This is a genomic window from Streptomyces sp. NPDC093510 (assembly GCF_040683555.1).
Classification (GTDB): Bacteria; Actinomycetota; Actinomycetes; order Streptomycetales; family Streptomycetaceae; genus Streptomyces.
In genome coordinates this window covers 543698-560564 of sequence record NZ_JBFBEE010000001.1, presented here as the reverse complement: position 1 = coordinate 560564, position 16867 = coordinate 543698, and the positions used below count along the sequence as shown (strand labels likewise).

General features: G+C 74.0%; 2 protein-coding genes and 1 pseudogene. All 3 read left to right on the top strand.

Annotated elements, in window-relative coordinates; all coding sequences use genetic code 11:
• Positions 1–7923, top strand: a 7923-nt coding sequence (locus tag AB0N81_RS02210; protein ID WP_365354803.1) for an SDR family NAD(P)-dependent oxidoreductase, incomplete at its 5' end; no start/stop codon positions are given.
• Positions 7916–13534, top strand: coding sequence for an SDR family NAD(P)-dependent oxidoreductase (locus AB0N81_RS02205; protein ID WP_365354799.1), 5619 nt, complete (start codon positions 7916–7918; stop codon positions 13532–13534). The genes AB0N81_RS02210 and AB0N81_RS02205, both read left to right, overlap by 8 nt.
• A gap of 139 nt (positions 13535–13673) precedes the next feature.
• Positions 13674–16856: pseudogene (locus AB0N81_RS02200) on the top strand (beta-ketoacyl synthase N-terminal-like domain-containing protein); the annotation flags it as partial.
• Positions 16857–16867 lie beyond the last annotated feature (11 nt).

Sequence of the window (16867 nt, the reverse complement as noted above, 5' to 3'; positions counted from 1 at the left end):
TCCGGTGGTGTGGGGATGGCGGCGGTGCATGTGGCGCGTCATCTGGGTGCTGATGTGTTCGGCACGGCGAGTCCTGGCAAGTGGGATGCGGTGCGTGGGCTGGGTCTGCCGGATGGGCGGATCGCCAACTCGCGGACGTTGGACTTCCGGGAGTCGTTCCTTGCCGCTACGGGTGGCCGGGGCATGGATGTCGTACTGGATGCGCTGGCGCGGGAGTTCGTGGACGCCTCGTTGGATCTGTTGCCGCGTGGTGGCCGGTTCGTGGAGATGGGCAAGACCGATATCCGTGAGCCGGAGCAGGTCGCCCAGGATCATCCCGGGGTCGTCTACCAGTCCTTCGACGTCATGGACGCCGGGCCGGACAAGCTCGCGGACATGTTCGCGGTACTGACTCCCCTCTTCAAAAAGGGGGCCCTGCCTCCGCTGCCGGTCCGCAGCTGGGACGTACGCGAGATCTCGGATGCCTTCCGCTATCTCCAGCAGGCCCGCCACACCGGCAAGCTCGTCCTGCGCATGCCGGTCGAGCCGGACCCGCGGGGCACGGTGCTGGTGACGGGTGCGAGCGGCGCGCTGGGCACGCTCCTGGCCCGACACCTGGCAGCCCAGCACGGGGTACGCCACCTGCTCCTCGCTTCCCGGCGGGGCGAACAAGCCCCCGGAGCCGCCGAACTCACCCGAGAAATCGCGCAGTTGGGCGCGCAAGTCACCTGGGCGGCTTGTGATGTCTCTGACCGGAAGGCGCTGGCCGATGTCCTGGATGCCATTCCCGTCGATCGTCCGTTGACGGGTGTGGTGCACGCGGCGGGTGTCCTGGATGACGGTCTGCTGGAGTCCCTCACTCCGGAGCGGCTGCGTGGCGTGCTGGCTCCGAAGGCGGAGGCGGCCCGGCACCTGGATGAGTTGACGCGTACGGCGGACCTCGCCCTGTTCGTACTGTTCTCCTCGGCCGCGGGCACCTTCGGCAACCCGGGGCAGGCCAACTACGCCGCCGCCAACGCCTACTTGGACGCCCTGGCAGCGCAGCGTCGGGCGTCCGGGCTTCCGGCCACCTCACTGGCCTGGGGCCTGTGGGACCTGGACAAGACGAGCGGCATGGGCGCCGCAAACGGCATGGGCGCCACAAACGGCATGGGCGCCCCGAGCGGCATGGGCGGCACCCTCACCGACGCCGAGCGCACGCGTATGGCCGCCTCCGGCACGGCCGCCCTCACGGGCGAGCAGGGTCTGGCCCTCTACGACACCGCGCTCACCCTCCCCGAAGCGGCCCTGGTGCCCATGCACCTGGACACCGCCAAGGTGGTCAAGGCCATGCGGCCCGGCGAGGAGCTCGATCCTCTCCTGCGGGCGCTGGTCCGCACCCCGGCCCGTCGCACCGCCCGCGCCGCCGGGCGCAGCGGTGAGGGCCGGCAGCTGGCTGACCGTCTGGCCGCGATGGACGCCAGGGCCCGTAACGACTACCTGCTCGACCTGGTCCGTACCGCCGCCGCTGCCGTTCTCGGCCACGCGGCGGGGCAGTCCATCGCCCCGACCCTGTCCTTCAAGGACCTCGGCTTCGACTCGCTGACGGGCGTCGAGTTCCGCAACCGCCTCACCACCGAGACGGGCATCCGCCTCCCGGCCACCCTCGTCTTCGACTACCCGACCCCGGACGCACTCGCCGGGTTCCTCCACGCCGAACTGCTGCCGCACGCCGACGCCGACGCCGACACCGAGGACGGCGCAGACGCGGAGGGCGAGTCCGGCTCCGCCGGTGAGCGGGCCGGAGCGCAGCCGACGGTGGGCGCCCCTTCCGCGCGGACCGGGCACGGCGGTACCGAGCCCATCGCGATCGTCTCCATCGGCTGTCGGTTCCCCGGCGGCGTCCGCTCGCCCGAGGACCTGTGGCGGCTGCTCGCCGACGGCCGTGACGCGATGGGCCCGATGCCCACCGACCGAGGCTGGGACGTGGCGGGCCTGTACGACCCGACGGGGGAGCGGCCCGGCACCACGCTCACCGACCAGGGCGGCTTCCTCGACGACGCGGGCGTCTTCGACGCGCCGTTCTTCGGGATCAGTCCCCGCGAGGCGCTGGCCATGGACCCCCAGCAGCGGCTCCTCCTGGAGACCTCCTGGGAAGCCCTGGAGCGCGCCGGGATCGACCCGCACACGCTCGCCGGAAGCTCCACCGGCGTCTTCGCCGGGCTCATCTACCACGACTACGGCAACGGCTCCGGCTACACCGGCCTCCCGGACGGCGTCGAGGGATTCCTCGGCACCGGCACCTCCGGCGGCGTGGCCTCCGGGCGCATCGCGTACACGCTCGGCCTGGAAGGCCCGGCCGTGACCGTGGACACGGCCTGCTCGTCGTCGCTCGTCGCGCTGCACATGGCCGTGCAGGCGCTGCAGCGCGGCGAGTGCGACCTGGCGCTCGCGGGCGGGGTCACCGTCATGGCGTCGCCGGACACGTTCGTGGACTTCAGCCGGCAGGGCGGGCTCGCCGTGGACGGCCGCTGCAAGGCGTTCGCGGACGGCGCGGACGGCACCGGCTGGGCCGAGGGCGTCGGCATGGTGCTCGTCGAGCGGCTCTCCGACGCGCGGCGCAACGGTCACGACGTCCTCGCCGTGGTCCGGGGCAGCGCCCTCAACCAGGACGGCGCCAGCAACGGTCTCACCGCCCCCAACGGCCCCTCCCAGCAGCGCGTCGTCCGCCAGGCGCTCACCGCGGCCGGACTGACGGCCGCGGACGTGGACGTCGTCGAGGCCCACGGGACGGGAACCCGGCTCGGCGACCCCATCGAGGCGCAGGCGCTCCTGGCGACGTACGGACAGGCGAGGACCGCCGACGAGCCGCTGTGGCTCGGTTCGGTGAAGTCGAACCTCGGACACACCCAGGCGGCCGCCGGCATCGCGGGTGTCATCAAGATGGTCGCGGCCTTCGCGCACGAGGAGCTGCCCGCGACGCTCCACGCAGACGAGCCCAACTCCCGCATCGACTGGGAGTCCGGCGCCGTCCGGCTGCTCACCGAGGCCCGCGCCTGGCCGCGCAGGGACGGGAGCGCGCGGCGTGCGGGGGTCTCCGCGTTCGGGTTCAGCGGCACCAACGCCCACGTGATCCTCGAGGAGCCGCCGGCCGTGACGGCCGACGCCACCGCCGACCACGCGGGGACGGACACCGCCTCGGCTTCCTCCGTCACGGCCTCGGCCTCCTCCTCGGCCACCCCGGACACCGGTAACGGGGGTTCGAGTAACGGGGGTTCGAGTAACAGGGTCTCGGGCAACGGGAGTTCGCGTAACGACTCCGACACCCCCGTCCCGCCGTTCACCCCCACAGCGGGCGCTCCCGTCCCGTGGCTGATCACCGGCCGCACCGAACGTGCTCTGCGCGCCCAGGCCCGCCGCCTGCACGACCACCTGGCGGGGAGCCCTGCCGACGTGTCGAGCGTCGGCCACGCCCTGGCCACCACCCGAACCCCCTTCGAGCACCGGGCTGTTCTCGTGGGCGGCGACGGTGACGGCGACGGGCTGCTGCGCGGACTGCGCGCCCTCGCGGACGGCGAACCCGACCCCGCCGTCGAGCAGGGTCTCGCGCCGGGCGGCCAGGCCAAGGCCGTGTTCGTCTTCCCCGGGCAGGGCGCCCAGTGGGTCGGCATGGCGGCCGAACTCCTCGACTCATCACCGGTGTTCCGGGCGCGGATGGAGGACTGTGCCGCCGCCGTCGACGCGTACACGGACTTCTCGCTCCTCGATGTCCTGCGCGGCGCCGACGGCGCGCCGTCCCTGGACCGGGTGGACGTCGTACAGCCCGCGCTGTGGGCCGTGATGGTGTCCCTCGCCGCGCTGTGGGAGTCCCTCGGCGTCGTACCGTCCGCCGTCGTGGGGCACTCGCAGGGCGAGATCGCCGCCGCGTGCGTCGCCGGGGCGCTCGGCATCGAGGACGCCGCCCGCGTCGTGGTGCTGCGCAGCCGCGCACTCGTCGGCCTCGCGGGAACCGGCGGCATGGTGTCGGTCGCGCTGCCCGCCGACGAACTGGCGGAGCTCCTCGGTGCCTGGCCGGAGCGGATCTCCGTCGCCGCGCTCAACGGCCCGTCCGCCACCGTCGTCGCCGGTGACCCCGAGGCCCTCGACGAACTGCTCGCCACCTGCGAGCGGGGCGACATCCGAGCCCGGCGCGTCGACGTCGACTACGCCTCCCACTCCGCCCACATGGAGCCGCTGCGCGAGGAGTTGACCGACCTGCTCGCGCCCGTGCGGCCGCGCGCTGGCCGGATTCCGCTGTACTCCACGCTGGAGGACCGGCTGATCGACGGCCACGAGATGGACGCCGACTACTGGTACCGCAACATCCGCTCCACCGTCCGCTTCGCACCGGCCGTCCGCGCGCTCGCCGCGAGCGGACACACGGCCTTCGTCGAGTGCAGCCCGCACCCCGTCGTCACCGCGGGCCTCCAGGCCACCCTGGACGCCGCCGCGGACGACGGCGTCGACGCCGCGGCGGGCGCCGTCGTCACCGGCACGCTGCGCCGCGACGAGGGCGGTGCGGCGCGGGTGCTCACCTCGCTCGGCCGCCTCGTCGCCCACGGCGTGCGCCCCGACTGGGCCGCCGTCTTCGCCGGGCGCCCGCAGGAACGGGTCGCGCTGCCCACGTACGCGTTCCAGGGCGAGCACTACTGGCTCAAGGAGACCGTCGGCGGCGATGCCGATCCGGCCGCCGTCGGCCAGGCGGCAGCGGGCCATCCGCTCCTCGGCGCGGCCGTCGCGCTGCCCGACAGGGACGGGCTGCTCCTCACGGGCAGGCTCTCCCTCGACGCACAGCCGTGGCTCGGCGACCACCTGGTGGGCGGCACCGCCGTCGTGCCCGGCACCGCCCTCCTCGAACTCGCCCTGCACGCCGCGGACGAGGCCGGCTGCGCGGGCGTCGGTGACTTCACGCTCCAGGCGCCCCTCGTCCTGGGCGAGCACACCGCGGTGCAGCTGCGCGTCCTCGCCGACGCACCCGGCGACGACGGCCGCCGCCCGGTGACCCTGTACTCCCGGCCCGCCGACGCGGAACCGGGGGACACGTGGACGCCCCACGCCACCGGCCTGCTCCAGCCGGTCGCACCGTCGGCCGACCGGACGCCCGGCGACCGGACCCCCACCGCCGACGGCCTTACCACCCCCTGGCCGCCGGCCAGCGCGGAGGCACTGGCCACGGACTCCCTGTACGAGGAGTACGCCGCCATCGGCGTCGACTACGGGCCCGTGTTCCGCGGCCTGCGCGCCGCGTGGCGCAGGGACGGCGAGATCTTCGCCGAGGTCTCCCTGGAACCGGAGCAGGCGGCCGCGGCCGCCGGGTACGCCGTCCATCCGGCGCTGCTCGACGCGGCCCTGCACGCCGTCAAGCTCGGCGACTTCGTGGGCGGCGACGTCGTGGGCGCCGATGTCGAGGGCGCCGATGTCGTGGGCGGCGACGAGAGCGCCGACGGTCCCGCGCCGAGCGGGCCTTGGCTGCCCTTCGGCTGGACCGACGTCACCGTGCACCGCGTGGGCGCTCCGGCCCTGCGCGTCCACATCGCCGCCGCGGGCACCGACGCCGTGTCCGTCACGGTCGCCGACGCGTCCGGCACGCCCGTGGCCACCGTCGGCTCGCTTCAACTGCGGCAGCTCGAGGCCGACGCCCTGGCCCGCCTCGGCGACGCGGGCGACGACCCGCACCGGGACACGCTCTTCCGCGTGATGTGGGAGCGGGTCGAGACCCCAGAGGCCATGTCCCGAGAGGCCGAGTCCCGGCAGGGTGCCGAACTCCCCGGCGACTGGGCGGTGTTCGGCGACGACCCGCTCTTCCCCGGGCTGCCCGAGATCTTCAGCCTCGACGAGCTCGACGGCGGCGGCACCGCGGGCATCGGTTCAGCGGGCATCAGTTCGGCGGACATCGGTTCGGCGGGCATCGGTTCGGCGGGCATCGGCTCCGCTCGCATCGGCACGGTCCTCGCCCCCGCGGCCTGGCAGGGCGGCGTCACGGACACCGTCACGCAGACGCTCGGTGACCTCCAGATGTGGCTGGCCGACCCGCGCACCGACGACGTACGCCTCGTCGTCGTCACGCGCGGTGCGCTCTCCACGGCGCCGGACGAGGACATCGCCGACCTCGCGCAGGCCGCCGTCCACGGTCTGGTGCGCTCCGTCCAGGCCGAGCACCCGGGACGCGTCGTCCTCGCCGACATCGGCACGGGCGTGCCGTCGCAGTCGCTCCTCGCGCGGGCACTCGCCACGGACGAGCCGGAGTTCGCGCTGCGGTCCGGTGAGGTCCTGGTCCCGAGGCTGGCGCGTACGGAACCCGCGAAGGTGACGGAATCCGTGGAGGTGACGGAATCCGCGAAGGTGACGGAATCCGCGGAGGTGGCGGAACCCACCGCGAACACGGAGCCGAACGGTGGAACCCGGGAAACCGGGGAAACGGCATCCCTGCCCGACCTGCCCGACCTGCCCGACCTGCCGACCGGCCCGGCCACCGGCACCGTCCTCGTCACCGGCGGCACCGGCGGGCTCGGCGCCCTCACCGCACGCCATCTGGCCGACCGGCACGGCGTACGCGACCTGCTCCTGGTGAGCAGGCGCGGCCCCGCCGCGCCCGGCGCCACCGAGCTGGTCGCGGACCTGGAGGCGGCCGGCGCGGCGGTGACCGTCGTCGCCTGCGACCTCACCGACCGCGACGCCGTGGCCAAGCTCCTTGCCGACCATCCGGTCAGGTCCGTCTTCCACGCCGCGGGCGTCCTCGACGACGCCACGCTGCGCAGGCTCACGCCGGACAAGCTGTCCGCCGTCCTCGCACCCAAGGCGGTGGCGGCAAGGCACCTGCACGAGCTGACGGCAGGTCAAGCCCTGGACAGGTTCGTCCTGTTCTCCTCGTCGGCCGGAGTCTTCGGCAACGCTGGCCAGGCCAACTACGCCGCCGCCAACGCTTACTTGGACGCGCTCGCCGCCCACCGCCGGGCTTCCGGGCTGCCCGCCACGTCGCTCGCCTGGGGCCTGTGGTCCGGGCCGAGCGGCATGACAGGTCACCTCGACGCGGCGGACCTGGCCCGCCTAGCGCGCTCCGGAGTCCGCCCGCTCACCCCCGAGCTGGGCCTGGAGCTGCTCGACGCGGCACTCGCGGGACGCGGCGCAGAGCAGTCCCTCCTCGTCCCGCTCGACCTCGACACGCCGGCGCTGCGCGCGTCGGCGGCCTCGGAGGGCGCGCCGGTCCCGCACCTGCTGCGCACCCTTGTCAGGGCGCGGACGGTGCACCGCGCAGCCGGCCCCGCCGCGGCGCCTGCGGGCACCGACGGCGGTGGCCAGGGCGCGGCCCTGCGGGCCCGGCTCGCGGAGCTGCCCGCCGCCGAGCGGGAGGCGGCTCTCCTCGACGTCGTCCAGTCGTACGCGGCGACGGTCCTCGGCTTCGGCGGCACAGCCGAGATCGGCGCCACCCGCCCCTTCAAGGAGCTGGGCTTCGACTCCCTCATGGCGGTGGAGTTCCGCAACCGGCTCGGTGCGGCGACCGGCGTGCGCCTCGCGGCCACGACCGTCTTCGACTACCCGACGCCGCGCGAACTGGCCCGCCTCCTGCTCGGCGAGCTCGCCCCCGAGCAGACGGCACCGGCCGGCGCGGCCGACGAACTCCTCGCCGAGCTCGACCGGATCGAGGGGCAGTGGTCGCGGGCCCGGCTCGACGCCCGGCTCGACGACGTGGACAGCGCGGGTCTCGCCGCCCGCCTGGAGGATCTCCTCGCGCGCGTCAGGAGCCACCGCGGCACAGGGGCGGACGGCGGCGACGGCACATCGGCCGCCAAGGACGCCAAGGGCGCCAAGGCATCCAAGGACACCGCGGGTGTCATGGACGTCAACGAACAGCTGCAGGACGCGTCGACCGACGAAGTCCTCGCCTTCATCACGGACGAACTCGGCATCGGAGAGAACAATGGCTGACGAGAAGCAGCTGGTCGACACGCTCAAGCGGCTCGCCGCCGAACTGCACGACACCCGCCGCAAGGTGCGGGAGAACGAGGACAGGGACCGCGAGCCCGTCGCCGTCGTCGGCATGGCCTGCCGCTTCCCCGGCGGCATCGCCACGCCTGAGGACCTGTGGGCGATGGTCGACGAGGCCCGTGACGGCCTGTCCCCGTTCCCCGACGACCGCGGCTGGCACCTCGCCCAGCTGCACGACAGCGAGGAACGCCGCGTGGGCGCCGCCGCCACGGCGTCCCGTACCGCCGGATTCCTGCGCGGCGCGGCCGAGTTCGACGCGGAGTTCTTCGGGATCAGCCCGCGCGAGGCGCTGGCCATGGACCCGCAGCAGCGCCAGCTCCTGGAGACCTCCTGGGAGGCCATCGAGCGCGCCGGAATCGATCCGGAGGACCTCGCGGGTACGCGGACGGCGGTGTTCGCGGGCGTCAGCAGCAACGACTACCTGCGCGGTCTCCAGCGCATGCCGGAGGCGGTGGTCGGGCACCTCATGACCGGCGTCGCCGCGAGCGTCCTCTCGGGCCGGGTGGCCTACGCCCTCGGGCTCGAAGGCCCGGCCGTGACCGTGGACACGGCGTGCTCGTCCTCGCTGGTGTCCGTCCATCTCGCGGCGCAGGCGCTGCGCGGCGGCGAGTGCACGCTGGCCCTGGCGGGCGGCGTCACGGTCATGGGATCGGCCGGTACGTTCCTGGAGTTCAGCCGGGCGGACGGCCTCGCGGCGGATGGCCGGTGCAAGGCGTACGCGGACGCGGCGGACGGCACCGGACTCTCCGAGGGCGTCGGCGTGCTCGTCCTGGAAAGGCTGTCCGACGCACGCCGCAACGGCCATCGGGTCCTGGCGGTGCTGCGGGGCTCCGCGGTCAATCAGGACGGCGCGAGCAACGGTCTGACGGCCCCCAACGGCCCCTCGCAGCAGCGCGTCATCCGCCAGGCACTGGCGGCGGCCCGGATGTCGCCCGCCGACGTGGACGTCGTCGAGGGCCACGGGACCGGCACGAAGCTCGGGGACCCGATCGAGGCGCAGGCGCTGTTGGCCACGTATGGGCAGGGTCGGTCGGTGGACAAGCCGTTGTGGCTGGGTTCGGTGAAGTCGAATCTGGGTCATACGCAGGCTGCTGCTGGTGTCGCGGGGATCATGAAGATGGTTCTGGCGATGCAGCACGAGTTTCTTCCGGCGACTCTTCATGTGGATGCGCCGAGTTCGCAGGTGGACTGGGGCTCGGGTGAGGTACGGCTGCTGACGGAGGCGCGGGAGTGGCGTGCGGGGGAGCGGGTGCGGCGGGCTGGTGTCTCGTCGTTCGGTATCAGCGGCACCAATGCGCATGTGATCGTGGAGGAGGCTCCGGTGCTCGCGTCGGGTGACGAGGCGTCCGTCGTACGAGAGTTGGGGGCCGTTCCGTGGGTGCTGTCGGGGAAGACGGCGGAGGCGGTACGGGATCAGGCGGCACGGTTGCTCTCGTACGTCGAGGACCGCCCCGGCATGGATCTCGTGGCGGGCGGTTTCACGCTGGCGACGGCTCGGTCTGCGTTCGCGCATCGGGCCGGTGTGGTGGCCGGCGGCCGGGAGGCGCTGCTGGACGGGCTGCGGGCGGTTGTTGATGGCGGGGCGTCGTTGCAGGGTGTGGCGTCCGGCGGCCGTGTGGGCTTCCTGCTGACGGGCCAGGGTAGTCAACGCCTGGGGATGGGGCGTGAGTTGTATGGCGCTTTCCCGGTGTTTGCTGCTACGTGGGATGAGGTGTGTGCCGCGCTGGACGTGCACTTGGATCGGCCGCTGGCCGAGGTCGTCTTCGGTGCTGAGGCTGCGGTTTTGGATGAGACTGGGGTCACGCAGCCCGCGTTGTTCGCGTTCGAGGTGGCGTTGTTCCGGCTCGTTGAGTCGTGGGGTGTCCGCGCTGATGCGCTGGCCGGGCATTCCATAGGTGAGCTGGCGGCCGCGTATGTGGCTGGTGTGTGGTCGTTGGAGGATGCGGCACGGCTGGTCTGTGCTCGGGGCCGTTTGATGCAGGGCCTGCCTTCTGGTGGGGCGATGTGTGCCGTGCAGGCCACCGAAGACGAGGTGCGCGCCGCTCTGGTCGACGGGGTCGACATCGCTGCCGTGAACGGGCCCGCCTCCGTGGTGATCTCTGGCACTGAGGCTGCCGTGGACGACGTCGCCGCGCACTTTGCTGGGTTGGGTCGGAAGACGAAGCGCCTTTCGGTCAGCCACGCTTTCCACTCGGCGTTGGTGGAGCCGATGCTGGCCGAGTTCGGCGCGGTTGCTGCGGGGCTGACGTACGAGCGGCCGCGCCTGTCGCTCGTATCGACGCTGACGGGTCAGGCTCTCTCGTACGAGGAGTTGTCGGACCCCGAGTACTGGGTGCGTCACGTGCGTGGCACGGTGCGGTTCGCCGACGCGGTGAACACGCTCACCGGGCAGGGTGTGAGCACGTTCCTGGAGGTGGGACCGGACGCGGTACTGACCGCGATGGCCGCCGATACCCTCACCGACAGCGACGCCGCGTTGGTTCCGGCCCTGCGCCGGGACCGGGGCGAGGCCCAGGCGCTGACCGAAGCGATCACTCGGCTCCACCTGCACGGCACGTCCGTCGACTGGCCCGCCTTCTTCGACGGTACGGGTGCCACGCCGGTGGACCTGCCCACGTACGCCTTCCAACACCGTCCCTACTGGTTCAACAGCAACGCGCTCCCCGCAGGCGTCGCCGCCGACTTCGGGCAGGACGACGCCGGGCACGCGATGCTGCGGGCGGCGGTCGGTGTGCCGGACGAGGACGGGGCGTGGTTCACCGGGCGTCTGTCGCCCGCCTCGCATCCGTGGCTCGTGGATCACGCCGTCGGCGGCACCGTCGTCCTGCCGGGCACCGGCCTGGTCGAGCTGGCCGCGCACGCCGGTGACCGCACGGGAGGCGGCGTACTGGAGGAGCTGACGTTGCACGCGCCGCTCGTCGTTCCCGAGGGCGGTGCGGTCCACGTCAGGGTGCGGGTCCGTGCCGACGGGACGGGTGCGAACAGGCGTGCCGTCACCGTCTTCTCGCGTGCCGAGGACGCGGGCGACGACACCCCGTGGACCATGCACGCGGACGGCGTGCTCGGCGCCGGCGCCGAGCACGACCCGGGCTTCGAGCCGACCCAGTGGCCGCCGGCCGGCGCCGAACCACTGGCTGTCGACGGCCTGTACGACGAGCTGGCCGCCGTCGGCCTCGAGTACGGACCGGTCTTCCAGGGCCTGACCGCCGCGTGGCGGCACGGCGACGACGTGCTCGCCGAAGTCGCCCTGCCCGAGGGCACCGACACCGAGGGGTACGGCATCCACCCGGCCCTCCTCGACGCCGCCCTGCACGCCGTGGCCGTCGGCGGCCTGCTGGCGGAGCCCGGACAGGGCGCGGTCTGGCTGCCGTTCGCCTGGTCGGACGTCACCGTCCACGCGACGGGTGCGTCCGCCCTGCGGGTGCGCCTGTCGCCTTCCGCCGGGCCCGCGACCGTCGCCGTTCAGGTGGCCGACACCACGGGGCTGCCGGTGGCCTCCGTCGGCGCGCTCACGTTGCGCGCCGTGCCGTTCACCGCGCTGGGGTCGCGCCCGGCGACAGCGCCCGAGCGCGGCGCGCTGTACTCCGTCGACTGGCTGCCGCTCCGGGAACTCCGGGAGTCGACGGCTGACCGGACCGCCCCGGCCCACACCGTCCTCGCCGTCCCGTCCGGCCTCCCGGCCGAGGAAGCGGTGACGTACGCGCTCACCGCGCTCCAGACGTGGCTGGCCGAGGCGGAGCACGACGGGACCCGGCTCGTCGTCGCCGTGCGCGGCGCCGTGGCCACGCGCCCTGGTGAGGACGTCACCGACCTCGGCCACGCCGCCGTGACCGGCATCGTCCGCGCGGCCCAGAGCGAACACCCCGACCGCATCGTCCTCATCGACACCGACACCGACACCGACACCGACACCGGCACCGACACCGGCACCGACATCGAGGCTGATGTCGTGGCCGCCGCCCTAACCACGGGCGAACCCCAACTCGCCCTGAGGTCGGGAGAGTTGCTGACCCCGAGACTGACCCGAGCGGCGGCGGACACCGACGCTACCGGCACCGGTGCTACCGCTACCGGCACCGACGCTACCGGCACCGACGCCACCGGCACCGACACCACCGGCACCGACACCACCGACCCCGACACCCCCGGCACCGCACCCACCCCCACCCCCTGGACCCCGCAGAGCAAGGTCCTGATCACCGGCGGAACCGGAGGGCTCGGCGCCCTCACCGCCCGGCACCTCGTCACCGCCCACGGCGTACGCGACCTGGTCCTCACCAGCCGTCGCGGCACCGCCGCCCCGGGCGCGCCCGAGCTGGTCGCGGAGCTGACGGCGGCCGGTGCCGCCGTCACCGTCGCCGCCTGCGACGTCGCCGACCGGGACGCGCTGGCCGCGCTGCTCGCGGAGCACCCCGTGACGGCCGTCGTCCACACGGCGGGCGTCGTCCAGGACGCCACGATCACCTCCCTCACCCCCGAGGGCCTGCACACCGTGCTCGCACCGAAGGCCGACGGAGCACGCCACCTCCACGAACTCACCGCAGACCGCCCGCTCGACGCCTTCGTCCTCTTCTCCTCGGCCGCCGGCGTCCTGGGCGGTGCGGGGCAGGGCAACTACGCCGCGGCGAACGCGTACGTCGACGGGCTCGCTGCCCACCGCAGGGCGCACGGCCTGCCCGCCGTGTCGCTGGCGTGGGGGCTGTGGGACCCGTCGGCGGGCGGCATGGGGGCCGGTCTGACGGGCGCCGACCTGGACCGCATGGCCCGCACGGGCGTGCTCGCCCTAGACGCGGAGCGCGGACTCGCGCTCTTCGACGCGGCGGTGGCGCGGGCCCGCACCGCGGACGGCCCCGTCGCCGCCGTGCCGCTCGCGCTCGACGCCCGGGCGCTGGCCCGCGCGGCAGGCGGCGAGGTGCCCGCCCTGTTCTCCGCGCTCGTCCGTACGCCGCCCGCGCGCCGCACGGCGACCGGCGCCACGGCCGCGGCGGCGGGCACGGGGGCCGACGCCCTCGCCCGCCACCTGGCCGGACTCGCGGGCGCGGGCGAGCGCACCCAGCACCTCCTCGACGTGATCCGCCGGCACACCGCGGCCGTGCTCGGCTTCGAGGACCGGCGGCCGCTCGACGCGGACAAGCCCTTCAAGGACCTCGGCTTCGACTCGCTGACCGCCGTGGAGTTCCGCAACGCCCTCGCCGGCGCGACCGGGGTCCGGCTCCCGGCCACCCTCGTCTTCGACCACCCGACGCCGCGCGAGCTGGCCGCCCACCTCCACCGCGAACTGGCGCCCGACGACGACCCGGGCACCGCGATCCTCGGCAGCCTCGACGCGGTCGAGTCGCTGCTGCTCGCCGGTCGGACCCACGCTGACGACGGGCTCGACCCGCTCGTCCGCGCCCGGATCTCCGTACGCCTGCAGTCGCTCCTGGCGCGCTGGCAGGAGCCGGAGGGGCCGACGGGTCCGAGCGCGGACATCACGTCGGCGCAGGCCGTGGACGCCGTCGAAGCCGCCACGGACGACGAGCTCTTCGCACTCCTGGACGGCGAGGGCTGAGCGTCGGGACGGCCGGCGACAAGAGGGCCGAGAGGCAACGACGTACGACGCAACGACGTACGAAGCATTGAGCAAGGAGAAGAACGCACCCGTGTCACCCGAAACACATTCCGAGACCGAGCACAGGCTGCGCGCCTACCTGAAGAAGGCGACGGCCGACCTGCTCCAGGCCCGCCGCCGCATCCAGGAGCTGGAGGACGGGACCCACGAGCCGATCGCCATCGTCGGCATGGCCTGCCGCTACCCGGGCGGCGTGACCTCGCCCCAGGAGCTGTGGCAGCTCGTCGGGCGAGGCGGCGACGGCATCGGCGGTTTCCCCGACGACCGCGGCTGGGACATCGAGCACCTCTACGACCCGGACCCCGACGCGCGGGGCAAGAGCTACGCCCACGAGGGCGGATTCCTGGCCGGGGCGGCCGAGTTCGACGCGGCGTTCTTCGGGATCAGCCCGCGCGAGGCCCTGGCGATGGACCCGCAGCAGCGGCTGCTCCTGGAGACCGCCTGGGAGGCGTTCGAGCACGCGGGCATCGCGCCGGACAGCGCGCGCGGCAGCCGCACCGGCGTCTACGCCGGGATCATGTACCACGACTACGGCTCCGACCGTGCCGCGCTGCCCGACGGGGTCGAGGGATTCCTCGGCACCGGCACCGCGGGCAGCGTTCTGTCGGGCCGGGTCTCGTACGCACTGGGACTGCAAGGGCCCGCCGTCACGGTCGACACGGCCTGCTCGTCGTCCCTCGTCACGCTCCACCTCGCCGCCCAGGCGCTGCGCGCGGGCGAGTGCTCGCTGGCGCTCGCGGGCGGAGTCACGGTGATGGCGACCCCTGACACGTTCATCGACTTCAGCAGGCAGCGCGGTCTCGCGCCCGACGGCCGCTGCAAGCCGTTCGCGGCGGCCGCCGACGGCACGGGCTGGTCGGAGGGCGCGGGCGTGCTGCTCCTCGAACGGCTCGGCGACGCCCGCCGCAACGGCCACCCCGTGCTGGCCCTGGTCCGTGGTTCGGCCACCAACCAGGACGGCGCGAGCAACGGCCTGACCGCCCCGAGCGGCCCCTCCCAGCAGCAGGTCATCCTGGAAGCGCTCGCCTCGGCGGGACTCTCGGGCGCCGACGTCGACGCGGTCGAGGCGCACGGCACCGGCACCCGCCTCGGCGACCCCATCGAGGCCCAGGCGCTGCTCGCGACCTACGGTCAGGACCGCCCGAAAGAACGGCCGCTGTGGCTCGGCTCGGTGAAGTCCAACCTCGGTCACACGCAGGCCGCGGCGGGCGCGGCGGGCGTCATCAAAATGGTCATGGCCCTGCGGGCCGGGCAACTGCCCCGGTCCCTGCACATCGACGAGCCGAGCCCGCACGTCGACTGGTCGGCGGGCGCGGTCGGCCTCCTCACCGAATCCCGCCCCTGGCCGGCCGCGGACCGCCCGCGCCGCGCCGCGGTGTCCGCCTTCGGCATCAGCGGCACCAACGCCCACGTGATCCTGGAGGAGGCGCCGCGGGACGGCGCCGCGGGCGACGCACCGGACAAGACACCGGACATGACACCGGACGAGACGTCGGACGAGACGTCGGACGAGACGTCGGACAAGACATCGGACGAGACGCCGACCGCGCCGACCCCCTGGCTGTTCTCCGCGCGCGGCGAAACCGCACTCCGCGCCCAGGCCGCCCGCCTGCACGCCCACGTCGGAGCGCACCCCGAGCAGCGCGTCACGGACATCGGCGCCGCGCTCGCCACCACCCGCGCGCACCTCTCCCACCGTGCGGCGGTCGTGGCCGAGGACAGGGACGGGCTGCTCGCCGGCCTCGCGGCGTTCGCCGCGGGGGACCCGGCGCCGGGGCTCGTCCAGGAGCGGGCGGGCGCGGGCCGCACCGCGTTCCTGTTCACCGGCCAGGGCAGCCAGCGCCTCGGCATGGGGCGCGAACTGTACGCCGTACACCCGGAGTTCGCCGCGGCGTTCGACGAGGTGTGCACGGCGCTCGACGCACACCTCGACCGGCCACTGAAGGACGTGATCCTCGAGGACGGCGCGGCCCTGGACTCCACCGGCTTCGCCCAGCCCGCCCTCTTCGCCGTCGAGGTCGCCCTGTACCGGCTGCTTGCCTCCTGGGGCATCCGGCCCGACCTGGTCGTCGGCCACTCGATCGGCGAATTGACGGCGGCGTACGTGGCGGGCGTGTGGTCGCTCGACGACGCCGCCCGGCTGGTGTGCGCGCGGGGACGGCTGATGCGGGACCTGCCGGGAGGCGGCGCCATGGCAGCCCTGGAGGCCGCCGAGGAGGACGTGGCGCCGCAGCTGACCGCGGGGCTGTCCCTCGCCGCGGTCAACGGGCCCCGCGCGGTGGTCGTCTCGGGGCCGGCCGCCGAGGTGGACACGCTCGCCGCGCACGTCTCGGCCCAGGGACACCGCACCAAGCGCCTCGCCGTCAGCCACGCCTTCCACTCCGCGATGATGGCGCCGATGCTCGCGGAGTTCGGCCGGATCGCGGCCGAACTGGCCTACCGGGAGCCGGTGTTGGGCATCGTGTCCGGTCTCACCGGGAAGCTCGCGGCGGCGCGGGAGCTGTGTTCGCCGGAGTACTGGGTGCGGCATGTGCGCGAGACCGTCCGGTTCGCGGACGCGGTGCGCACCCTGGAGTCCGAGGGCGCCGACACCTTCGTCGAGCTCGGCCCTGACGCGGTTCTCTCGGCACTGGTCCGCGACTGCCTGGCCACCGACGGCTCCGGCCCCGCGGCGGCCGCCGTGGTGCCGGTCCTGCGCGGGGACCGTACAGAGCCCGGCGCCGTGGCCGAGGCGGTGGCGCGGCTGCGCATGCGGGGCGCCGCCGTGGACTGGGCGGCGCTCTTCCCCGGCGCGCGGCCCGTGGACCTGCCCACGTACGCGTTCCAGCGGCGTTCCTACTGGCTGCCGTCGGCGGGCCGCGCGGGCGGAGCGCCGGTCGCCGCGGTGCCGTCGGCCCCCGACCCCGAGGAGGCCGGGAAGGACCTGACCGGGACCTTGCGCGCCGCGGTCGCCGACGCGGCCGACGACGAGGCCAGGGAGGCCCTGCTGCTCGGCTTCATCCGCCAGGTGACGGCCGACATCCTGGGCCACTCCTCGACCGCCGAGGTCGAGCCGGACGCCGAGTTCGTCGACCTCGGCTTCTCCTCGCTGCTCGCGGTGGAGTTCCGCGACCGCGTGAGCAAGGCGGTGGGACGTCGGCTGCCCGCCGCGCTGATCTACGACTACGCGACACCGGAGGAAGTCGCCGAGTACCTGCTCGAAGAGTTCGAAGAGTTCCAAGAGTTCGAAGAGTTCGCAGAGCTCGACGAGTCGAATTCGTGAACGTACAAGCA